We start from the raw sequence: 20,729 nt of genomic DNA on the forward strand, positions 1-20,729 counted from the left end.
AGACACCTTGGACACGTGATTCATGCGGTCGCGACTGACGTCGCTCCTACAGAATACGATCAGGGCTCTTCCTCGCCATCGAGAATGCGCCTCTGCAGCGCATCCAGGTAGGCGTCGGCATCGGCGGTGGACTCGAAGATCTCGTCCATCGGCACGGCCTGCACGATCTCGATCACCTTGCGGATCTGTTCCTGCGGGTGCACCACCAGCAGGCGGCCTTCGTGCGGGGCCAGCGCCTTGCGCGCCTTCAGGATGCTGCGCACGCCGGCGCTGCTGATGTAGTCCAGGTGCGCCAGGTCCAGCACCAGCGCCTGCGGGCGCGCCGCCAGCATCGGGGCCAGCGCCTCGTCCAGCTGCGCGTGGCTCAACGTGTCCAGGCGGCCCCCCAGCATCACGTACTGGTTGCCGTTCACCGGTGGGTAGACCTCAATCTCCAATGTCATCAGGCATCTCGGTGCAGCGGATGTACCGGGTGGGGGTGGCCCGGGGAGGAGGGGTGGAGGTCGGATCGTAATGGAAAAGTGAGACGAGGCGGTCGGCGTGCGTCAGTCCTCGTCCTCGCCGGCCTCCAGCACCCGGCGCTGCATCAGGTCCAGGTAGTCGTCGGCTTCGGCGGTGGACGAGAAGATCTCGTTCAACGGCACCGCCTTGACCATGTCCAGCACCTTCTGGATCTGCGGCTGCGGGTTGACCAGCAGCACCTTGCCGCCGTGCGGGGCCAGCGTCTTGCGCGCCTTGAAGATGGAGCGGATGCCCGCGCTGCTGATGTAGTCCAGCCCCGACAGGTCCAGCACCAGCGAATGCAGCTGGCGCGTGAGCAGGGGCGCCAGTGCCTCGTCCAGGTCCTCGTAGGTGTGGGTATCCAGTCGTCCCTCCACCGCGACGCGCTGGCTGCCCTTGCCGGGCGGCAGGATCTCGATGCGCAGGCTCATGCTCCGGTCTCCTCGGTGGGGATGCGCAGGGTCAGGCGCACCACGTTGTAGTTGCCGACGCGCTGGTAGCTCGCCTGTTCCGACCCCTGCCGTACCAGGTGAAGGCCCAGTCCTCCGGTGGGACGGGCCAGGATGTCGGCATCCAGATCCGGGGGCGGCTGTTCAAGCAGATTGAAAGGCGCGCCGCTTTCGCGGAACTCCAGCGTCAGCAGGTGCTCGCGGATGGCGATGTCCACGCACAGCTCGTGCTCCTCCGCTTCCACGCGCGCCAGGTCGCCGTGTTCGATGGCATTGCTCGCCAGCTCTTCGACGATCAGGCGCACGTCGCCCTGGATGGCCGGGCTGACGCCATTGTTGGCCAGGACGGCCTCCAGCGACGCATTGAGGTCGTCCACGCGGGCATGCTCACGGGGGATGAACAGTCGCATCTGCATGTGCGGTCTCCTGTGATGACGGAGCTTCGGGGGAAGCGGGGGCGCTGTCCAGCCGGCGACGGAGGGCGAGCGCGGTGATGTCGTCGGACTGCGGTGCGGTACCGGTAAATGCGTGAACCTGTGCGATCAGCCCTTCGCATTGTTCCCGCGCCGTCGCGCCGGGCTGCAGCGCATCGGGAATGCGCTCGGCGCCGAAGGCCTGGTCGTCGGCGTCGAAGGCCTCGGTGATGCCATCGGTCCAGGCCAGCAGGGTGGCGCCCGAGGGCACGATGCCGGACCACAGCGGGAACACGTCGCCCACCTCGAATCCCAGCGGCGGCCCGGGCTGGACGAGCAGCGTCTCCACACGTCCGTCCGCATGCAGCAGCAAGGGCGCGTCGTGGCCCGCGCTGGCCAGCACGCAGGCGCCCGTGCGCACGTCCACGCGCCCGCACAGCACGGGGGCGAACATGCAGGCGTCGTTGCCCTGCACCAGCCGGCGCGAGGCTTCGGCCAGCACGCGCTCGGGCGACTCGTGCGTGCTGGCCGCCACTTCCAGCACCGTGACCGTGCGCGCCATGAACAGCGCTGCCGGCACGCCCTTGTCGGACACATCGCCGATGGCGAACCACAGGCAGTCCGGATCGGTCTGGATGAAGCAGTAGAAATCGCCGCCCACCGCCTTGGCCGGCTCCAGCCGCGCATAGGCTTCCAGGTGCGCGTGCTCGCGGTCGATCGCCAGGCCCGGCGGCAGCATGGCCTGCTGGATCTCGCGCGCGATCGAGAGTTCGCTCTCCAGCTTCTGGCGCGCGGCGGTCATGTCCGCGATCTCGCGCAGCTGGCGCTGGATCGAACCGCGCGCATGTTCCAGCGTGCGCGCCCTCTGTCCCACCTCGTCGCGCCGCGCCACATAGGGCACCGGCATGTCGTACTCGCCGCGTCCCAGCCGCGCGGCGGCCGAGGACAGGCCCTCCACCGGCTGGCTGACATGCCGCGCCAGCTTGCGCACCACCAGCATGCAGACCAGCGCCAGCAGCGCGCCAACGGCGGCCAGCTGCCACAGTGCGTCGGTCAGGCGCGCCATGACCAGCTCGTAGGACTGCGCCACTAGCAGCGTCCAGCCACTGTCGCCGACCGGTTCCACCACGGTGAAGCGGCGTTCCAGGCTAACCGCGTCGGTATGCGCGTACTGCAGCGGCTGGCGCAGGCGCACCGCGCGGGCGGCTTCGCCCAGGTCGTGGCGGCCCGCGCGGACGATGTAGTCGTCCAGCGTCCCCAGCCGCTCCACGCCCACCTCGGGATTGAGCGCCAGCGTGCCGGCCGGCGCCACCAGCGAGACCCGCCAGCCCGGCAGGTGCGCCAGCGCGTCGACCATCCCGGTCAGGTTGGCCAGCGGCAGGTCCAGGCTGACCATGCCGCGCGTGCGTGCGCCCCGGCCGGGGTCGCGCAGCGGCATGTTGTAGGTGACCATCCACACGCCGCCGGCGGGCTGGTTGAGATAGGGCTCGGACCACCAGCCGCCGGGCGAGGCGACGGGGCGCTGGTACCAGCCCTGCGCGCGGAACGGATAGCCGTCGGCGATGAAATCGCGGTCGCGGCCATTGGCGGCCACGTAGCGGGCGAACGGCAGGTCGCCGCGCGTGCGCGGCTCCAGGATCAGCAGGCCACCAGCGCAGCCGGGGGTGGCCTTCACCATGGCGCGCAGGGTGGCCATCAGTTCGTCGGACGACAGCTGCGCGCCACCCACCAGGTCGGACATGCCGTGGGTGGTGATGGTCACCACATGCAGCGCGCCGTCCAGCCGCTGCGCCGCCTCCTGCGTGGTGGCATGGGTGTCGCGGCGCGCGTCGTCCAGGATCAGCCGGCGCGCGAACCACGCCGTCCCCAGCACCAGCAACAGCAGCAGCGCCACGTTCACCAGGCCGGCCCACAGCGCAATGCGCGTGCGCAGGCTGCTGCGCCAGTGCGCGGCACCGGCGGCTTCCTTCTGTGGCACGACATCGTTGGGCACTGCGTTGCGCATGCCGACCCTGATCGCTGCCTTCCCCTGGACGGCGATCATACGCCGGCGCGGCATGCTGCATCGCAATAGCGGAAAGGTCTGATTTTGGTGTGGTCTCTGTCCCGGGACAGGCACGCCATGTCCTTCCATACGCCTGCGTAGCCGGGTTGGGCGCAGGGTGCGTGCGTTACACTTCAAGGCTCTACAAGAACGGCAACGCCACGCCCCCACGCGCGGCGCAACAGGAGTGGGAATGAACTGGTTGAACGACATGTTGCAGAGCGATCCGGATCCGCAGGAGACCCGCGAATGGATCGATTCCATGCAGGCGGTGATCGAGAAGAACGGCGCCCTGCGTGCTCACCAGTTGCTCGAAGGCATGGTGGAAGTCACCCGCCGCGCCGGCGCCTACCTGCCGTTCTCGCCGACCACCGAATACGTCAACACCATCGCGCCGCAGAACGAGGCCAAGAGCCCGGGCGACGCCGCGCTGGAATGGCGCATCCGTTCGATCATCCGCTGGAACGCGATGGCCACCGTGGTGCGCGCCAACCGCAAGCCCGGCGACCTCGGCGGTCACATCGCCAGCTTCGCCTCCGGCGCCACGCTCTATGACGTGGGCTTCAACCACTTCTGGCGCGCGCCCAGCGACAGCCATCCGGGCGACCTGCTGTTCATCCAGGGCCACAGCGCGCCGGGCATCTACGCGCGCTCGTTCCTGGAAGGCCGCATCAGCGAGCAGCAGCTCGACAACTTCCGCATGGAAGTCGACGGCCAGGGCATCTCGTCGTACCCGCATCCGTGGCTGATGCCGGATTACTGGCAGACGCCGACCGTGTCGATGGGCCTGGGCCCGCTGGCGGCGATCTACCAGGCGCAGTTCATGAAGTACCTGGAGCACCGCGGCCTGATCGAGAAGTCCGACCGCAAGGTGTGGTGCTTCATCGGCGACGGCGAGAGCGACGAACCGGAAACCCTGGGCGCCATCGCGCTGGCCGGCCGCGAAGGCCTGGACAACCTGATCTTCGTGGTCAACTGCAACCTGCAGCGCCTGGACGGCCCGGTGCGCGGCAACGGCAAGATCATCCAGGAGCTTGAGGGCGTGTTCCGCGGCGGCGGCTGGAACGTCATCAAGCTGCTGTGGGGCAGTTACTGGGATCCGCTCCTCGCGCGCGACACCAGCGGCGTGCTGAAGAAGCTGATGATGGAAACCGTCGACGGCGAGTACCAGAACTGCAAGGCGTTCGGCGGCAAGTACACGCGCGACAACTTCTTCGGCAAGTATCCGGAGACGGCGGCCATGGTCGCCAACCTGTCCGACGACGACATCTGGCGCCTCAACCGCGGCGGCCACGATCCGCACAAGGTCTATGCGGCCTACCACGAGGCGGTGAACACGAAGGGCATGCCCACCGTGATCCTGGCCAAGACGGTGAAGGGCTACGGCATGGGTTCGGCGGGCGAATCGCTCAACCCGACCCACCAGACCAAGAAGCTGGACGACGAGGCCATCCGCACGTTCCGCGACCGCTTCAACATCCCGGTCACCGACAAGCAGCTGGAAGAAGCGGCGCAGGTGCCGTTCTACCACCCGGGCGAGAACTCGCCGGAAGTGCAGTACCTGAAGGAACGCCGCGCCGCGCTGGGCGGCTACCTGCCGCAGCGCCGCCGCAAGGCCAGCCAGTCGTTCGAGACGCCCAAGCTGGAAGCCTTCGACCGTTTGCTCAAGAGCACCGGCGACCGCGAGATCTCCACTACCATGGCGTTCGTGCAGGGCCTGAACATCGCGCTGCGTGACAAGCAGGTGGGTCCGCGCCTGGTGCCGATCGTCGCCGACGAGGCGCGCACCTTCGGCATGGAAGGCATGTTCCGCCAGATCGGCATCTATGCGCCGTTCGGCCAGAAGTACAAGCCGGTCGATGCCGACCAGCTGATGTACTACCGCGAGGACCAGTCCGGCCAGGTGCTGCAGCAGGGCATCAGCGAGCCGGGCGCGATGTCTTCGTGGATGGCGGCGGGCACCAGCTATTCGGTCAGCAACGTGCCCATGCTGCCGTTCTACATCTACTACTCGATGTTCGGCTTCCAGCGCATCGGCGACATCGCCTGGCAGGCGGCGGACATGCGCACGCGCGGCTTCCTGCTGGGCGGCACCGCGGGCCGCACCACGCTCAATGGCGAGGGCCTGCAGCACGAGGACGGCTTCAGCCACGTGGTGGCCGGCGGCATCCCCAACGTGCGCAGCTACGACCCGACCTTCGGTTTCGAAGTCGCGGTGGTCCTGCAGCACGGCATGCAGAAGATGCTGCAGGAGCAGGTGGACGAGTACTACTACGTCACCCTGATGAACGAGAACTACACCCACCCGGACATGCCGGAAGGTGCGGCCGAGGGCATCATCAAGGGCATGTACCTGCTCACCGACGCCGGCAAGCCGAAGAAGGGCGAGCTGCGCGTGCAGCTGCTGGGCAGCGGCACCATCCTGCGCGAGGCGATCGCGGCGGCCGAGCTGCTGGACAAGGACTTCGGCGTGACCGCCGACATCTGGTCCTGCCCCAGCTTCAACGAGCTGCGCCGCGACGGTTTCGACGCCGAGCGCTGGAACCGCCTGAACCCGGAAGCGAAGTCGCCGCGCAAGGCCTACGTGACCGAGCTGCTGGAAGGTCGCCAGGGCCCGGCCATCGCCGCCACCGACTACGTGCGGGCGTACGCGGACCAGATCCGTGCGTTCGTGCCGATGGCGTACACGGTGCTGGGCACGGACGGCTTCGGCCGCAGCGATACCCGCGCCAACCTGCGCCGCCACTTCGAAGTGGACCGCTACTACATCGCCCACGCCGCCATCGCCGCCCTGGCGAAGGAAGGCAAGATGACCGCCAAGGACGTATCCCGCGCGATCAAGCAGTACAAGATCGATGTGGAGAAGGCGAACCCGGTCACGGTTTGATGTCTAGCTTTGTCGGCTAGCCGAAGCCATAAAAGTGGGACGGTTCTAGGAAGAGCAGCCGAAAGGCTGCTCTTTTTTGCGCTTCTCGCGCCTCTTCTCGTTTGCGGGGCTGCGAACTGTCGTGATTAGATCTGCGTGCCGACGATGTCGGTACTGGAAACAGCTTCTTACAGCGCTACGTAGTCCCCATTCATTGAAGATAAGGATGAATAGCAATGACGAACGAACTGAAGCGAGTATCGCGATGGAAGCTTTTAATCGCGGTGACCTTTGCGAGCATCTGCTTATCTGGCGCCGCGGTTGCTCGCGAAAAAATGCAGCTGGAAAGGCTGTCAAATCAGCACGACTATGACCAGTTCATAGTCCGATTCAATGATGATTCGACGGCAAGGGTAGACGAATCAAAAATTCGCATTTCAATCGATGGTGCGGCTTCACGTTTGTCCATGGCGACCGGAAAGTCAGTCAGCATCGTCAAGGTAAGGAGAATGCTAGGCTCATCTGAGCTTATTAGAACCAGCAGACCTTTAGATCGAGTGGAGGCAGGGCTTTTGATGCGTCAACTCGCAGATGATCCCAGCGTCGAGCACGTTGAGCCTGACCTCACTATCATGGCCTTTGCGGATGTAAACGACCCCTACCTGTCAGCGCAATGGCATTTGCAAAGCAGTCTGAGTTACGGCACGAGTGCAAAGTTTGCGTGGAGTAACGCCATTGGAACGGGCGTCGTGATTGGGATAATTGACTCGGGGTTGACGCCGCATCCGGACATCGATCCCGCGCGAATCGTGCCCGGATATGACTTCATAACAAACGTGGTCATCGCGAAGGATGGAAACGGACGCGATTCCGATCCATCGGATCCAGGCTCCTATTCGCCAGGCATAATTCTTGGCTGTGATAGCGATGCTTTCTGCAGCACTTTGGGAGACTCTACTTGGCATGGAACGAGAGTCGCGGGCATAGCAGCAGCTACCGCTAACAATAACTATGGGGGCGCTGGCGTTGCTCCGGGGGCTAAAGTCATGCCTATCCGAGTGTTGGGCAAAGGCGGCAGGGGAAAACTGTCCGACTTGATCGACGCTATCAGATGGGCGGGAGGAGTTGGTGGAGCAGGATTGCCGTCCCTGCCGAGTTTTGCCGACCGTCCCAGAGTCATCAATATGAGTTTGGGCTTCCCAACTACGGCCGCTTGCTCTTCGGAGTTGCAAAGTGCAATCAATCAGGCGTATGCCCAAGGCGTCACTCTTGTGGCTGCGGCCGGAAACAGCAGCAGCTTAGCCAATGCCGAACCAGCTAAATGCGACAACGTCATCTCCGTCGCGGCGACGAACAATCTCGGGAATCGATCGGATTTCTCGAGTTACGCAGATTGGATCACTATTGCGGCTCCTGGAGGAGAGGGGGTTGATGGCGATGCGGGCGACATTCTTACGACGTCCAATAGCGGCTGGGATGGACCTATCTCTCCCAACTTCGTACAGGTTGCAGGCACATCTATGTCTGCGCCTCAGGTCTCGGGGGCGGCGGCGGTCTTGTTGTCGTATGCGGCGTCGCGGAGCTACTGTTCGCTGTCGCCAGGGCAGATCAAGAACATCATCATTAACGGCTCCACGCCATTTCCTGCTGCTCAACCGGCAGGAATGAAGATTGGCGCAGGGATTCTCGACGTCAGTAGTTCACTCCTTGAGATCGGAAAGATTTGCGACGTCATGACCCATAACTGATCACAGTTACCCTTGCGGGGCGCGAGCAGGTTTCCTGCCGCGCCTTGTGATTGCTCGCAAATGGTGCGCCTGGTGCCGAAATTGATGCGACAACTCTGGGAAGCTGGGCGCACTTTGTGCTGGATCATCCCGACTGATTTGAGTTCAGTCTTCGACTCCGGTACCGCAAATGCTAGAATTTTCCCCGCCAGCGGGGGCCGCCGCCGCCATCGCGTCGCGGCATTCCCTCACTGGAGTTCCTGCATGTTACGACCCCTCGCGCCCGCCGGGCGCCTGTTCGCTGTCGCCGCCTTTCTTGAAGGCTTCACCTGGGCCGGGCTGCTGATCGGCATGTGGCTCAAGTACGGACCGATGGGCAACGAGCTGGGCGTGAAGATCTTCGGCCCGCTGCATGGCGGCGCCTTCCTGTTCTACGTGGTGGTCACTGCGCTGTCCGCCCTGCGCCTGCGCTGGCCGTGGTGGGCCACGCTGCTTGCCGTCCTCGCCGCCGTGCCGCCGCTGGTGACCGTGCCGCTGGAGATGGGGTTCCGCCGGATGGGATTGCTCAGCGCCCGCGTCTGACATCCGCATGACGGCGGGCCGGGGCCCGCCCTACGGTGCTTCTGTATTCAGCTGCCCAGCAAAGTCGCTCGGTAGCTCACGGGGTCGAGCAGACAACTTGCCGAAATGGGGCCGTTGAGCGCGAACATGCGTGGATTTTTGCGGAAGTCGAACAAGCGATAGAGGTGGAACTGATCAACCGCTTCTTCCGAGAACCCGACTTCATTGGAGCTGACGAAGAACGGCGTCTCTGCGTCGTAGGACGTGGTCTTTACCTCGATGAATCGCTCGCGACCATCGGCATCGTAGGAGAGTACGTCGTAGCCGAGCCCATCGCCTTTTAGCTTGGAGGTGTGCTCAATGCGATCGATCAGTCGCTTGGCGCCCTCAGTGAATAGCCTTCGCGCTTCAAACTCCATGACGACCAGTTCGCCCGCGTGTCCAAGCGAACGATTCCGCGCCTCCCGCTCCAAGTAGTCTCGCTTGACGGCAACGCGCTGGATAGCGGCGGTTGCTGCATCGTTGACCCGATACTTGGGCGAAGGAACTCCCACCACAAAATCTTCGAAATCTGTGATTGAAGGCGGTTCCGCCGCGGTCTCGACGCTTCGGATGGCTGCTTGGTCGAGCGCCAGATCTCTCTGCAGGAGATCGCCGACAACATCGATTAGCAGCTTCTGGACGTTAGCAAGCGGCTTGTAGCCCGACACCGATTGCACACCGAGCGCATGGAGCACGGCGCTGATGTTGCGGAATTTGTACTCGATCGCGCCCGTGTTTCGCGCGGGAAGCTGATTGGCAAGTTGCCGGATGACCTGTGCCTTGACGAACGTTTGCCCGAGTTCCTGCATTCGCAGCATGCGCAGGTAGGCCAGCACTGTGGCCTCAACCTCGGCCGCCGACCACGACTCCCCCGCTATACCATCCTCGATCGCCATGCTTCCCCTCCGTCGACGCTTTCCAGGATAGTGGATGTGTTTTGACCCGTCATTGGCCGGATCGGCCTGCTCGGGCCACGCCGTTGACGGGTTGGGGTGGCGGGCCGGGGCCCGCCCTACGCGTTACGGACGAAACCGCATCCTTCGCATAGACTTCGGCGCCCACCCCTGCCGCCGTCGTCCATGACCCCCCACTCCCGCCTGACCGAGTTGCGCCTGCTGCTGGGAATCGAGCGCAACACCACCCGCCATGGCGAGAAGTGGATATCGGGCATCGGTGCGTTGCTGGGCATCCTGGCGGTGTACGGGTTGACCCGCTGGACCTTCCCGAGCGACGTCGCGTCCGCCGTCGGCGGCGCGCTGATGGTCACCTCCATGGGCGCCTCCGCCGTGCTGCTGTTCGCCGTGCCGCAGGGCGCGTTGTCGCAACCGTGGGCCGTGGTGGGCGGGCACCTGCTATCCGCCTTCATCGGTGTGAGCTGCCAGAAACTTTTCCCCGGCCATACCTGGACCGCCGCCGTCGCCGTGGGCCTGGCCGTACTGGGCATGTATTACCTGCGCTGCATCCATCCGCCCGGCGGCGCCACCGCCTTGGCCGCGGTGATCGGCGGCCCCGACGTGCACGCGCTGGGCTACGGCTACCTGCTGATGCCCGTGCTGATCAACGTCGCGGCCATCCTGGCCATGGCCATCGCCTTCAACGCCCTGTTCCCGTGGCGCCGCTACCCGGCCCACCTGCACCGCCGCCGCCAGGCCTCACGCATCACCCAGCCCGCGCAGCGCCAGTTCGAACTGACCCAGGAAGATTTCTCCGCCGCGATGGAGCAGCTCAACTCCTACGTCGACATCACCACCGAGAACCTCACCGAACTCCTGGAACTCGCCAAGCAGCACGCCGAACGCAACATCACCCACCCCGACGCGATCCTCCGCGGCCGCTACTACAGCAACGGCAAGCTCGGCCGCCTGTGGAGCGTGCGGCATGTGCTGGATGGCGAGGGCGAGGCGCTGGACTATCGCGTGGTCGCCGGTGAGCACACGGGCAGCACCGGCACGGCCACGCCCGACGAGCTCCGGCAGTGGGCGCGCTTCGAGGTGGTGCTGCAGGACAATGGGCGGTGGGTGATCGCGGACTTGTGATCGACTCTCGGACTGCGTCAGGGGCGTTAGCGCCTGCAGCTCCTACCATGTACTGTCGACGCTGCCGTGTGCGAGGAATGGGGGAAGCCGTGAAGCGCAGGATCGCCTGGGTCGTGCTGCTCGGGGGACTGGCCGGGTGTTGTACCGGTGAAGAACAGAAGCGTGTGATCGATCTGGCCAGCCTTGAGGAAATCCGCATCGACTACTCGCATGTGGGCTGGGGCTCGTCGGAAGAGCACTTCACGATCACGCCCTCCGCCAACGCGGGGAAATTCGTGTTGCGGGGACGCTATGAAACCGGGCGAGGCAGGGTGGTCGAGGTCGACCAGCAGGTAGCGTCTGACAAGATCGACTCTTTCGTCGGCCATCTGGAATCGGAGGCGTGGACGAGAGCAAAAGGGGTCCATGTACTAGCGCAACGCCTGGATCGCCGCGCATTGTGGGGTTCGGTGCCTGAGATCCACTTCTCAAGATCGCGCTGCTCGCCGGAAGAGCTGCGCCTGCTCGCACGTCGACACTTGGGGCGCAGCGCGATCGTCTCGCTTGTCGACACGCACTATGCACATCGCATCAGCTGGATGGATGACTACCCCATGGCGGTAGTGCAGGTCCGTTGGCGCGGCAAGCCGAAGTTCGTAATGTCATCCCGATCGCAGAAGGCCCTTATGCTGCCGTGGGATGCTGGCGAGCCTTCCGATACGCCACTCGAAGATGAGGAAAATTGGTCCGTGCCCGTCAGCTTGTCGCTGCAAGCCATGCTGCCTCCTGCGTCGCAGGCCTTCCAGCGGCTGGATGGCATCTCGCAAATGGAGTACACCATGCTGAGCATCGATGTCATGCAGATGGCCAACAAGCAGTGCGACGCGCTGCGAAAGCCCTGACTCACTACCGCATCGCGCGCCGGCGGAGGATCCGTCATCCGGACGGCGTGGAACCCCGCAACAACGCCATCGCCTGCGTCCGCGACTGCACGCCGAGTTTCCCGTAGATGCGGGTAAGGGTGTTGCGCACCGTCTTGTCGCTGATGAAGAGCGACGCCGCGATCTGCGCGTTCGTCTGCCCGGACACCAGTGCGGCGACGATGTCGCGCTCACGCTGCGTCAGTGCGGCCAGATGTGCTTCGCCGCGCGCGCTGCCGCCGAGGAAGGCCAGCACCTCTTCGCGGAACCGCTGCCATGCGGGCTCATGCTCCAGCAGCACGTGGTTGCGCGAGTCCAGCTCGACGAAGCGCGCACCGGGAATGCCTGCCGCCAGCAGGCGACCTTCCTCCAGCGGCACCACGCTGTCCTGCCGTGCATGCAACACCAGGGTGGGTGCCGCGACCTGGCCTAGCAGGGCGGTGACGTTGATGTGCGCGCGGGCTTCCAGCAGGGTGCCTGCCGCCTCCGCGGTGGTCGTCATGCGCGCGAGTTCGTTGAACCAGTGGACCTGGGCCTCGGTGGCCTCGGGAATGAAGCGCGAGGTGAACACCTGGCGGAACACCGGGTTCTGGTCGGTCCAGCCGACCCGCGCGATGTCGATGATGGCGCGGTACAGGCGCGCCGCTTCCTCGTTGCCGCGCTCGTACGGGCCGCGCGCATAGGCGCCGTGGGAGCAGCAGCTTCGAGACGCGCTGCGGGTGTTTCACCGCGTAGGCGATGCAGGCGGCCGCGCCCTGCGAGACGCCCATCAGTGCGAAGGGTTCGCGCAGGTCGGCCGCGTCGATGACGGCTTCCAGGTCGCCCAGCCAATGGTCCAGGGTGAGCCCACGCGCGTCGCCGCCGGTCATGCCGCAGCCGCGTTCGTCGTGGCGGAGCAGGCGGTAGTGCTGGCCGAAGAACCGGTACCAGTGGCGCCAGATCGGGCTTTCCAGGTCGTATTCCAGGTGGCTCAGCCAGTTGGCCGCCTTGACCAGCACCGGCCCGCTGCCGAGCGAGGCCCACGCCAGGCGCGCGCCGTCGCCGGTGGTCAGGTAGCGGATCGCCTGTTGCATGCGGCCGTCCCGGAGGGGAACCGGTCCGCAGTGTAGCCGGGACATTGCTCCCCTGCGGTGCGTGCGCGGGGCCACACGTCGGGACATTGTTCCCCTGCCGTGGCCGGCGCGGACGGGCGACGCTGGCGGCTCCCCATCCCGCGCAGGCAGCGCTCCCCCGGTCCTGCCGCGCATGCATCGCGAGGTTCCGATGAAACGCACCCTGATCCTGCTCTACGGCGTGGCCTGTTACGCCGTGTTCTTCGCCACGTTCCTGTACGCCATCGGTTTCATCGGCAACCTGTGGGTGCCGAAGGGCATGGACTCGGCGCCGACCGCGCCGTTCGCCACCGCACTGCTGATCGACCTGGGCCTGCTGGCCCTGTTCGCCGTGCAGCACAGCGTGATGGCGCGTCCCGCCTTCAAGCGCGCGTGGACGCGGCTGATTCCCGAATCCGCGGAACGCAGCACCTACACGTTGCTGTCCAGTCTCGCGCTGATCCTGCTGTTCTGGCTGTGGAGTCCACTGGGCGGTACGGTGTGGGAGGTGCGGGACCCGACGGCACGCGCCATCCTGTACGCCATCTACGCGTTCGGCTGGGCGCTGCTGCTGTACACGACGTTCCTGCTCAACCACTTCGACCTGTTCGGCCTGCGCCAGGTCTGGCTGCAGTTCATCGGTCGGCCCTACACGCACCTGCCATTCCGCACGCCGACCGTCTACCGCTGGGTGCGCCATCCGTTGTATGTCGCCTGGCTGCTGACGTTCTGGGCCACGCCGACCATGACCCTGACGCACCTGCTGTTCGCGGTGATGACGACGGTCTACATCCTGCTCGCGATCCGCTGGGAAGAGCGCGACCTGGTCGCCGCGCTGCCGGAATACGAAGCCTATCGCCGGCGCGTGCCGAGGACGCGCCGCGCTGCCGGATCCCCGTCGTTCACCAGGTCGCGACCAGTTCCTTGAACGGCGTGGTCGTGCGCAGGCCCTGATTGTCGAAGTCGGTCATGACCTTGCTATCGACAGTGACGCGCGACGGCTTCGTCCGGGTCGGCCAGCTGACCTTCAACGCCGCGTCCTTGCGCAGGCCGGGCGCCAGCGTGATGCGCAGGGTCTGGCCCTGCTGCCGCGCAGCCATCGCCAGCGTGCCGTAGGCGGTCGGCAGGCCGTCCACGCGCAGGCCGTCGCCCGCGACCCAGGCGGGCGGCGTGCCGGGCAGCAGCGACAGCGCGTCATCGCCTTCGTGCATCAGCATGCCGAAGATCGCCCGTGCGTATTCCGAACCGATCCACGTGTGCGGCATGTCGCCCAGGTAGATCGCGTGGCGCGGATCGGAATACACCACTTCCGCCAGCACCTGCCACGGTGCGGGGCGGCGGTGGCCGAGGAAACGCATCAGCAGCTCGTGCGCTTCCTGCGGCCGGTTGAGATGCACGTAGGTCAGCACATTGCGGATCTCGTACGGTGTGTACGCGTACAACGCGCCGGGCACGTCGCGCTTGCGCACGTCGTCCAGGTAACGGTCGAACGTGGTCTTCAGCGCATCGGCCGGCATCACGTCCTGCTGCCCGGCCGGATCCAGCCCGATCGACAGGCTGGTGGGATCACTGCCGCCCATGTCGGCGTCGGCGGGCACGGTATCGATGCCCTTCCACTTCATCGTCGCGCGAATCGAGGCGGCCATCGATGCGCGCAGCGCCGCGTACTGCTCGCGCGCCCAGGCGGCCGTCTTCGCGTCGCCCCACTGCTCGGCCAGCCAAGCGCCGTCGCGCCAGCCCTTCAGCGCCCAATAGTCGTCCCAGTAGCTGTGTGTTGGTACCGGATAGCCTTCGTGGCTGATCGATGGTGCTAGGATGCCGTGGAAGCGCTCCGGCGACGGCTGGTCGGCGAGGTAGCCCGGCACCCTCGTGCGTTCGCGCAGTTCCTGCATGAATTTCATCGCGCGCGTCACCTTGTCCTGGTAGTCGCGCACGCTGCGCGCACCGCCGTCCAGGCGCGCGAGTTCGGCCACCAGCCAGATGAACTGGCCTTGGCTGTCGTACTCGATGTCGGAGCCGAACCCCGTGTTGACCGAGCCGTCGTCGTTGAGAATCGGCGACACCAGGCCGTTCTCGTGCACCGCATGGCCGGCGTACCACTGCAGGTAATCGCGCGCGGTCTTCGGCATGCCCATGCGCACCAGCGTGGCGGCGGTGGCGGCGCCATCGCGGATGAACGAGCGGTTGTAGTTGCGCGGGCCGGGCTGCATGGCGTGGCCGCTCTGGTTGATCAGCATGTACGCGGCCTGCGCACGCAGCATGTCGACCAGCGAGGCATCCGGCAGCGACAGACCGATGCGGCCCAGGCGTGCCTGCCACTGCGCGGCGATCTGGTCGCTGAGCGTGGCGAAGGCGCCATCGCCAACGAGTCCTTCCATGTCGATCACCGGCGCGGCCGGCAGCGGCTTGGCGGGATCGATGCGCGCTTCACCGAGGGCGAAGGCGATCACGATGTCCTGCGTCGCGCCCGGCACCAGCGCCACGTCGTAGCCCAGCTGGCCGGCCGCCAGGCCGCTGTCGTCGTGCGCCTGCTGCGCATCGGGCAACGCATCGGCCATCAGCAGGCCGGTGATCTCGTCCTCGCCATGCGCACCGAACGCCGAGGCGGACGCGCGCGCCACCGGCGTCAGCGACTGGAACAGCGTGCGTCCGTTGACTGCCACCTGCGCCGCGTCGCCGCTGCCGACGGCGATGTCGCGGATCGGCGACGGTCCGCCGTTCTGCCACGGCGGGCTGACCTGCATGGGTCGCGTCAGCAGGTTGAAGCTGCCGGCGACCGGCGTGGTGCCGGTGTTGCGCAGGCGATAGCGCACCAGCGTGACCGGCGCGCCGCGTTGTTCGATGGCGATCGCGGCCGTGGTCAGTTCCAGACCGGGTTGCGGCGACCATTGCACGGTGGGCATCGGCATCCAGCCGTCGCGCAAGGCATGGGTGATGGGAGTATCCGCATTCGCCGCGCTCGCGCGGCCGGTGGCATCGCGCCAAACGGGCTGCACCAGCGGCGCGCCCTTGAAGGCTTCGACGTGGCCGAATTCGTCGAGCACCGACTTCTGCCGGCCGGCGGGAATGCCCACGGCCGTCCAGTACACCTGCTGCTGGTGCAGCGACGAGGGGAACAGCGCCCGGTGCTCGCGCGACGCCGCGAGTTCGTAGCGCTTCATCGCCGTCATCACCCGCTTGGGCCCGATCAGGCGCATGCGCTGCAGACGCGGCGCCTGCGTGCCTTCGCCGCGCACACTCAGGCGCAGCGCGGACAGCGGGCGCGCCTGGCTGTCGGCGAGGAAGGTGCTGTCGCCGAAGGCGCGCGGCTCTTCCGCCAGCACGATCCAGCGGTCCGAACTGGCTTCGCGGCCTTCCAGCCGGGCGGCGCGCGGCGTGTCCTTCCACGCCACTTCCAAGCCGGCCACGGACATCGGTTTGGGCAGGTCGATCTGCAACTGCCGCGTGCCATCGGCCGCGGGCTTGGCGGTCATCGCATGCGCCTCGCCGGCTTCGGACCACAGCGCGGCGGGATCACCACTCACGCCGGTGATGCGCGGCGTTTCGTCACCGGCATATGGCTGGAACTCGAATACCGACACGCCCCAGTCCGCCGAGCGGTCCGGGGCGGCCAGGCGCAGGTAGCGCGCCTGCACGGTGGGGAACACGTCGTACTCGATGCCGCCCACGCCATCGCGGGTCTCGAAGGCGGTGCGCCACTGCTGGCCGTCGTCGGAGGCCTGGAGGGAGTACGCGCGCGCGCCGCCCCATTCCCAGTGCAGTTCCACTGCGCCGACCGACACGCGCCTGCCGAAGTCCACCTGGTACCAGTGCCCTGGCGAGAACGCCCCGCCCCACTTGGTCGCCGGATCGCCATCGATGGCCTTGGTCGGGGCCATCTCCACGGTGGTGCTGGCGGAACTGGTCGCCTTCCACGCGGCCCGCGGGGGCAAGGCGTCTGCCGAATGGGCCTGGGGGATGATGGCCGCCCCGACCGTCAGACCGAACAACGCGAAGGCCAGGGACGGGCGTGCCGCGAGCGCGAAGCGGTTCATGGCAGGGCTCCATGGGGCGGGCCGGGCAGGCCACGGGAGCGCCGGATACTAGGGATGAAAACGTTTACATGCTAGTTGCAGCGCACGATTAGCCGCTGCTCGCCAGTATGTTGGGTGCAGGCTGCCCGTCCCGCCTAGGGCGCGCGGTGCAGCCCGTGCCCGGCGTGCTCGCAGACCACCAGGGTGTGCGGTTCGGACACCGTGCCGGTTGCCCGCACGCGGTCGCCGGCCTTCAGCGCCTGCACGTCTTCCGGCGGCGGTGCCTTGCACAGGTTCCAGCGCGCTGGCAGGTGCACGTCGACGTTGCCGCTCGGTGTGGCCAGCGTGATCACGGCACTGCCGTCGTAGGTCCAGGGCGTGGTGTCGACGGTGGCGACCTGGCCTTCCACCGTGGCCTGCTGGCCCGGGACCCAGGCGGGGCCGGCCGGCATGGTGGTGCAGGCGGCCAGCGCCAGGCACGCGGCCAGCGTGGCGGTCAGGCGGACGGTCGATGCGGTGCGGTGTGGCTTCATCGGGGGGACCGGGGGGGCCCGGGGGTCGCGGGCGGGTTCGGTGGCCTGGGGGCCGGCAGCGGGGCATCGCGGCACGCCCGAGCCGACCACGCAGTTCACGCAGCATTCCTGCTTCTCCGGCGACGCCTCGGGCGCGTCCTGTGCGGGTGGCAGATAGCCCGGGAGTTTCGCAAGTTCTGCCGGCGATTTGAGGCGCAGGATCGCCGCCCAGTCCTGGCGGTTCATGTTGCAGGCCGCTGCGTTGTCGGGCGCGCACAGCGTGCCGTCGCCGATCCGCAGTGGCAGCCCGCCCCAGAACTCGCCATTGCGGTTCAGCGGCAGCATCCGCATCGTCACGCTCTGCTGCACGTTGCCGCCGATGGCGTACGCGGTGCTGTCGTTGCCCGGATTCACCGCCACCACGATGTCGCAGTGCATGTCCAGGCCGGTGCCGTTGCGCAGCAGCGGCAGCAGGCCTTCATGGCCGAACAGGCGGCCATACTGGCGCACGTAGCAGATCAGGTCGCCGACCACCGGCTTGGCCCGGGCCACGTCGATGACATCGAAGGCGTTGGTCGACGGGTCCTGGTAGGCCGCCTGCACATAGCGGAAGTGGCGGCTGGAACCCCGGAAGCCCGGCACCCTGGCTTCGCGCATCACCCAGGAAATGAAGGCGGCCGACCACGGCGTGTCCACCACGAAGCCGCGGCAGGCTTCGGCCTGCGGACCGGTGGCCGAAGCGTACAGGCAGTCGGTCGCACCGCGGCGATGGCCGATGGCGCCGAGCAGGCCACTGTCGCGCCAGTAACGCGCCACGCGTTGCCAGGCCCGGTCTTCGCCGATCGACAACAGCGACGACTCGGCCTCCATCATCGGCGCGTTCGCCAGCCGGCCTTCGCGGTCGATGAAGGGGCGATACCACATCAGGTGCTCACGACAGGCGACGGCGGCGATGCGGGTGGCGACGTCGGACGGCGTCTGCTGTGCCAGCTGCGGGCAGGGGTCGGCCGCATGCGCGGCCATCGAGATCAGCAGCAGGAGGGGCAGCAACAGCCATGCACGCATCGGATGATCCTTGGAGTCGGTGGTCCTTACTTACGCATCATGCCGCATGTGCAGGACAGCGTTTCCTCACGCGGTATGAAGGTATGGAAAAGGTCTGCTGGCATGCGCGCTTGACCTCAACCGCGCTCGAGGTCGCAGGCTGGCGTCCTGCCCTCCGAGGAGTTCCCATGTCCGCCACCCTCACCGATGTCGCGCCGTACCTGCGCAGGCTGGGCCACGACCAGCCGCCGGCCCCCACCCTGGCCACGCTGCGCACCCTGCAGGCGCGCCACACCGCCGCCATCCCGTTCGAGACCCTGTCCACCCTGCTGCGGCTGCCCGTGCCGCTGGACCTGCCGTCGATCGAGCGCAAGCTGCTGCACGATGGCCGCGGCGGCTATTGCTACGAACTCAACCGCCTGTTCCTGGCGTTGCTGCACACGCTGGGTTTCGACGCACGGGCGATCGCCGCCCGCGTGCTGATGGGCGAAGCCGAGGACGCCGTGCCTGCACGCACCCACCTGCTGGTGCTGGCGACGGTGGACGGCGAACGCCACATCGTCGATGTCGGCTTCGGGGGCATGGTGCCGACCGCGCCGCTGCGCCTGGACACCGAGGCAGTGCAGTCAACGCCGCCCGAGCCGTACCGCATCACGCGCCACGGCGACCAGTACACCCTGCAGGCGCAGGTGGCCGGGCAATGGCGCAGACTGTATGCGTTCGATCTGCAGCCGCAGGCCGAGATCGACCAGGTGGTCGGCAACTGGTACGTCAGCACGCATCCGGACTCGCCGTTCATGGGCCAGCTGCGCGTGGCGCGCACCGGCCCGGGATGGCGCAGGACACTGGGCAGCGGCGGGGTCGCGCTGCACCGCACCGGCCTTGCCAGCGAGCGCTGGCCGCTGGCGGATGCGGACGCGGTGATCGCGGAACTGCAGCAGGGCTTCGGCATCCGTGTGCCGGCGCATCCCGGCCTGCATGCCGCCGTCGAGGCATGGCTGGGCAGCGGTGCGTCGTCCAGCACGTGATCGGCGCGGGTTCCGCCGGTGACCGGATCGGGATGCGCGGGTAAGCTCGACGCCTTCCCTGCCGAGCCCGCCGCATGCGCTTTCCGATGATCGCCTGGCTGCTGGTGCTGCTCGCCTTCGGCGCGCACGCCGCCGAGCCCGACCGCCGCATCGCCATCACGATCGACGACCTGCCCTGGCAGCGCATGGACAAGACCCCGGCGGCAGACCTGCCGTTGCGCCATGCGCAGCTGATGGCGCAGCTGAAGCAGGCCGGCGTGCCGGTGGTGGGCTTCGTCAATGAAGGCAAGCTGGAGATCGACGGGCAGGTGCAGCCGGCGCGCGTGGCGATGCTGCGCGACTGGCGGGATGCGGGCTACGAACTGGGCAACCACACCCGTGGCCACCTCGACCTGCATGCGGTCGGGCTGCCTGCGTTCCAGCAGGACATCCTGGATGGCGAGCGCACGCTGCGGCCGCTGCTGGCCGAGCGCGGCCAGGTGCCGCGCTGGTTCCGCCATCCCTACCTGCGTGCCGGCCGCACGCCGGACGAGCGTGCCGCGCTGTCGGCCTTCCTCGACCAGCACGGCTACCGCATCGCGCCGGTCACCGTCGACAACGGCGAATGGGTCTGGGCCTTCGCCTGCGCGAACGTGCTCGACGGTCAGCCCGACACGCCAGAGCGCGCGGCCACGCTGGAGCGGCTGCGTCGTGGCTATGTTCCCTACATGCTGAACAAGGTCGACTACTACGAACGGCAGTCGCAAGCCCTGCTGGGCTACGCGCTGCCGCAGGTCTGGCTGCTGCATGCGAACGAATTGAACGCCGTCGCCTATGCCGACCTGGTGGCCGGTGTGCAGCGCCGCGGCTACCGGGTGGTGACGCTGGACGAGGCGATGCGCGACCCGGCCTATGCGCGCGGCGAGGACGGCTACAACGGCCGCTACGGTCCCAGCTGGCTGCACCGCTGGGCGATGGCGGAGAAGAAGCCGAAGGACTTCTACGCCGGTGAGCCCGAGGTGCCGGGCTGGGTGCTGCAGCTCGCGGGCGTGGCATCGGAATAGCTGGCCCGCGTCCCCGGCTTTCCGCGTTGGCCGGAATGGACCAGGGCGGACCGGAACGCAGGCCAGGCAGGGCGAACCTCCTTCCCGCCGGGGATCCGTGCATGCAGAAGAAAGGGGACCTGTCGACCTGCCAGGGACATCTGGTCGAAGGGGTGACCGAGCGGCCCGACGACCGGCAGCCGTGGTCGCTGGCGGTGCGCGTGCGTGCCCCGCAGGGCGGCGCCTGGAGCGAGGCGTGGCGCGACGGGCGGCGCGACTACTTCACCTGCCATGACGCACTGGCCGCCGGCAAGGCGCAGGCGGCGCGCATGATCGCCGGCAAGGCGGGCTAGTTGTGATCTCTCGGTAGGTTGTTCATCCGGGGCATCTCTGGAAGATGGGGGTTGCGAAGCCAACCCAGCCCCCAGGAGCCCCGGATGAACCTGCATAAACATGCCCGTTTGAGCCCGCGCGGTCGAGC

Annotated in this window: 17 protein-coding genes and 1 pseudogene; 9 read left to right on the top strand and 9 right to left on the bottom strand. The window is 67.0% G+C overall.

Features of this window, described 5'->3' with window-relative positions:
• Nucleotides 1-59 precede the first annotated feature (59 nt).
• From CSC76_RS03525 to CSC76_RS03540, 4 genes are all read right to left on the bottom strand, one after another.
• Nucleotides 60-446: an STAS domain-containing protein gene (locus CSC76_RS03525; protein WP_162108699.1), complete on the bottom strand. Its 387-nt coding sequence runs from the start codon at nt 444-446 to the stop codon at nt 60-62.
• Nucleotides 447-545: 99 nt separating this feature from the next.
• Complete coding sequence (locus tag CSC76_RS03530) at nt 546-932, bottom strand: STAS domain-containing protein (RefSeq protein ID WP_162108671.1); 387 nt, start codon at nt 930-932, stop codon at nt 546-548.
• A complete protein-coding gene (locus tag CSC76_RS03535) occupies nt 929-1,366 on the bottom strand; it encodes an ATP-binding protein (RefSeq protein ID WP_162108672.1) in 438 nt (145 codons plus the stop codon). Before CSC76_RS03535 ends, CSC76_RS03530 begins: the two co-directional genes overlap by 4 nt.
• Nucleotides 1,338-3,368 carry a SpoIIE family protein phosphatase gene (locus CSC76_RS03540; RefSeq protein ID WP_162108673.1) on the bottom strand — a complete coding sequence of 677 codons (2,031 nt, stop codon included), beginning with the start codon at nt 3,366-3,368 and terminating at the stop codon, nt 1,338-1,340. The genes CSC76_RS03535 and CSC76_RS03540 overlap by 29 nt, the downstream gene beginning before the upstream one ends.
• 232 nt (nt 3,369-3,600) lie before the next feature.
• Here CSC76_RS03540 and aceE point away from each other — a divergent pair, with 232 nt between their 5' ends.
• The 3 genes from aceE (at nt 3,601) to CSC76_RS03555 (ending at nt 8,582) form a co-directional block, all read left to right on the top strand.
• Entirely contained in the window at nt 3,601-6,294 is a 2,694-nt protein-coding gene (gene aceE, locus CSC76_RS03545) for a pyruvate dehydrogenase (acetyl-transferring), homodimeric type (RefSeq protein ID WP_162108674.1), read from the top strand.
• 215 nt (nt 6,295-6,509) lie between these two features.
• Nucleotides 6,510-8,021: a S8 family serine peptidase gene (locus CSC76_RS03550; protein WP_162108675.1), complete on the top strand. Its 1,512-nt coding sequence runs from the start codon at nt 6,510-6,512 to the stop codon at nt 8,019-8,021.
• A 243-nt stretch (nt 8,022-8,264) separates the two neighbouring features.
• Entirely contained in the window at nt 8,265-8,582 is a 318-nt protein-coding gene (locus CSC76_RS03555) for a DUF3817 domain-containing protein (protein WP_162108676.1), read from the top strand.
• A 47-nt stretch (nt 8,583-8,629) separates the two neighbouring features.
• Here the strand turns inward: CSC76_RS03555 and CSC76_RS03560 are convergent, their stop codons facing one another.
• Complete coding sequence (locus tag CSC76_RS03560; RefSeq protein ID WP_162108677.1) at nt 8,630-9,499, bottom strand: protein NO VEIN domain-containing protein; 870 nt, start codon at nt 9,497-9,499, stop codon at nt 8,630-8,632.
• 183 nt (nt 9,500-9,682) lie between these two features.
• Here CSC76_RS03560 and CSC76_RS03565 point away from each other — a divergent pair, with 183 nt between their 5' ends.
• Both CSC76_RS03565 and CSC76_RS03570 read left to right on the top strand, forming a co-directional pair.
• Nucleotides 9,683-10,639 carry an HPP family protein gene (locus CSC76_RS03565; RefSeq protein WP_162108678.1) on the top strand — a complete coding sequence of 319 codons (957 nt, stop codon included), beginning with the start codon at nt 9,683-9,685 and terminating at the stop codon, nt 10,637-10,639.
• An 89-nt stretch (nt 10,640-10,728) separates the two neighbouring features.
• Complete coding sequence (locus CSC76_RS03570) at nt 10,729-11,520, top strand: hypothetical protein (protein ID WP_162108679.1); 792 nt, start codon at nt 10,729-10,731, stop codon at nt 11,518-11,520.
• Nucleotides 11,521-11,554: 34 nt separating this feature from the next.
• On the opposite strand, the gene CSC76_RS19235 is transcribed toward CSC76_RS03570, so the two are convergent.
• Nucleotides 11,555-12,121, bottom strand: a complete 567-nt coding sequence (locus CSC76_RS19235) for a LuxR C-terminal-related transcriptional regulator (RefSeq protein ID WP_274382082.1) — start codon at nt 12,119-12,121, stop codon at nt 11,555-11,557.
• A gap of 121 nt (nt 12,122-12,242) precedes the next feature.
• Nucleotides 12,243-12,785: pseudogene (locus CSC76_RS19375) on the bottom strand (alpha/beta fold hydrolase); the annotation flags it as partial.
• 16 nt (nt 12,786-12,801) lie between these two features.
• Between CSC76_RS19375 and mddA the strand changes: the two are divergent.
• Entirely contained in the window at nt 12,802-13,557 is a 756-nt protein-coding gene (mddA, locus tag CSC76_RS03580) for a methanethiol S-methyltransferase (protein ID WP_202923475.1), read from the top strand.
• Here mddA and CSC76_RS03585 read toward each other — a convergent pair.
• Both CSC76_RS03585 and CSC76_RS03590 read right to left on the bottom strand, forming a co-directional pair.
• Nucleotides 13,532-16,663: a discoidin domain-containing protein gene (locus tag CSC76_RS03585; RefSeq protein ID WP_162108681.1), complete on the bottom strand. Its 3,132-nt coding sequence runs from the start codon at nt 16,661-16,663 to the stop codon at nt 13,532-13,534. The two genes, mddA and CSC76_RS03585, sit on opposite strands and share 26 nt — an antisense overlap.
• Nucleotides 16,664-16,797: 134 nt before the next feature.
• Complete coding sequence (locus tag CSC76_RS03590; protein WP_162108682.1) at nt 16,798-18,219, bottom strand: DUF2272 domain-containing protein; 1,422 nt, start codon at nt 18,217-18,219, stop codon at nt 16,798-16,800.
• A gap of 167 nt (nt 18,220-18,386) precedes the next feature.
• Here CSC76_RS03590 and CSC76_RS03595 point away from each other — a divergent pair, with 167 nt between their 5' ends.
• The 3 genes from CSC76_RS03595 to CSC76_RS03605 all read left to right on the top strand — a co-directional run bounded on the left by CSC76_RS03595 (nt 18,387) and on the right by CSC76_RS03605 (nt 20,601).
• A complete protein-coding gene (locus CSC76_RS03595) occupies nt 18,387-19,226 on the top strand; it encodes an arylamine N-acetyltransferase family protein (protein WP_162108683.1) in 840 nt (279 codons plus the stop codon).
• 74 nt (nt 19,227-19,300) lie between these two features.
• On the top strand, nt 19,301-20,269 hold the full coding sequence (locus CSC76_RS03600) for a polysaccharide deacetylase family protein (RefSeq protein WP_162108684.1): 969 nt from the start codon (nt 19,301-19,303) through the stop codon (nt 20,267-20,269).
• 101 nt (nt 20,270-20,370) lie between these two features.
• Nucleotides 20,371-20,601, top strand: coding sequence for a hypothetical protein (locus CSC76_RS03605; RefSeq protein WP_162108685.1), 231 nt, complete (start codon nt 20,371-20,373; stop codon nt 20,599-20,601).
• The last annotated feature ends 128 nt before the right edge of the window (nt 20,602-20,729 follow it).

The organism is Pseudoxanthomonas mexicana (assembly GCF_010093385.1).
In the GTDB taxonomy this organism is placed as follows: Bacteria; Pseudomonadota; Gammaproteobacteria; order Xanthomonadales; family Xanthomonadaceae; genus Pseudoxanthomonas_A; species Pseudoxanthomonas_A mexicana.

Coding starts and splice junctions, on each gene's coding strand:
- CSC76_RS03550 (WP_162108675.1), top strand. CDS start 6,510: ATGACGAACGAACTGAAGCGAGTATCGCGATGGAAGCTTTTAATCGCG.
- CSC76_RS03595 (WP_162108683.1), top strand. CDS start 18,387: ATGTCCGCCACCCTCACCGATGTCGCGCCGTACCTGCGCAGGCTGGGC.
- CSC76_RS03560 (WP_162108677.1), bottom strand. CDS start 9,499: ATGGCGATCGAGGATGGTATAGCGGGGGAGTCGTGGTCGGCGGCCGAG.
- CSC76_RS03555 (WP_162108676.1), top strand. CDS start 8,265: ATGTTACGACCCCTCGCGCCCGCCGGGCGCCTGTTCGCTGTCGCCGCC.
- CSC76_RS03530 (WP_162108671.1), bottom strand. CDS start 932: ATGAGCCTGCGCATCGAGATCCTGCCGCCCGGCAAGGGCAGCCAGCGC.
- CSC76_RS03585 (WP_162108681.1), bottom strand. CDS start 16,663: ATGAACCGCTTCGCGCTCGCGGCACGCCCGTCCCTGGCCTTCGCGTTG.
- mddA (WP_202923475.1), top strand. CDS start 12,802: ATGAAACGCACCCTGATCCTGCTCTACGGCGTGGCCTGTTACGCCGTG.
- CSC76_RS03535 (WP_162108672.1), bottom strand. CDS start 1,366: ATGCAGATGCGACTGTTCATCCCCCGTGAGCATGCCCGCGTGGACGAC.
- CSC76_RS03590 (WP_162108682.1), bottom strand. CDS start 18,219: ATGCGTGCATGGCTGTTGCTGCCCCTCCTGCTGCTGATCTCGATGGCC.
- CSC76_RS03605 (WP_162108685.1), top strand. CDS start 20,371: ATGCAGAAGAAAGGGGACCTGTCGACCTGCCAGGGACATCTGGTCGAA.
- CSC76_RS03565 (WP_162108678.1), top strand. CDS start 9,683: ATGACCCCCCACTCCCGCCTGACCGAGTTGCGCCTGCTGCTGGGAATC.
- CSC76_RS03540 (WP_162108673.1), bottom strand. CDS start 3,368: ATGCGCAACGCAGTGCCCAACGATGTCGTGCCACAGAAGGAAGCCGCC.
- aceE (WP_162108674.1), top strand. CDS start 3,601: ATGAACTGGTTGAACGACATGTTGCAGAGCGATCCGGATCCGCAGGAG.
- CSC76_RS03600 (WP_162108684.1), top strand. CDS start 19,301: ATGCGCTTTCCGATGATCGCCTGGCTGCTGGTGCTGCTCGCCTTCGGC.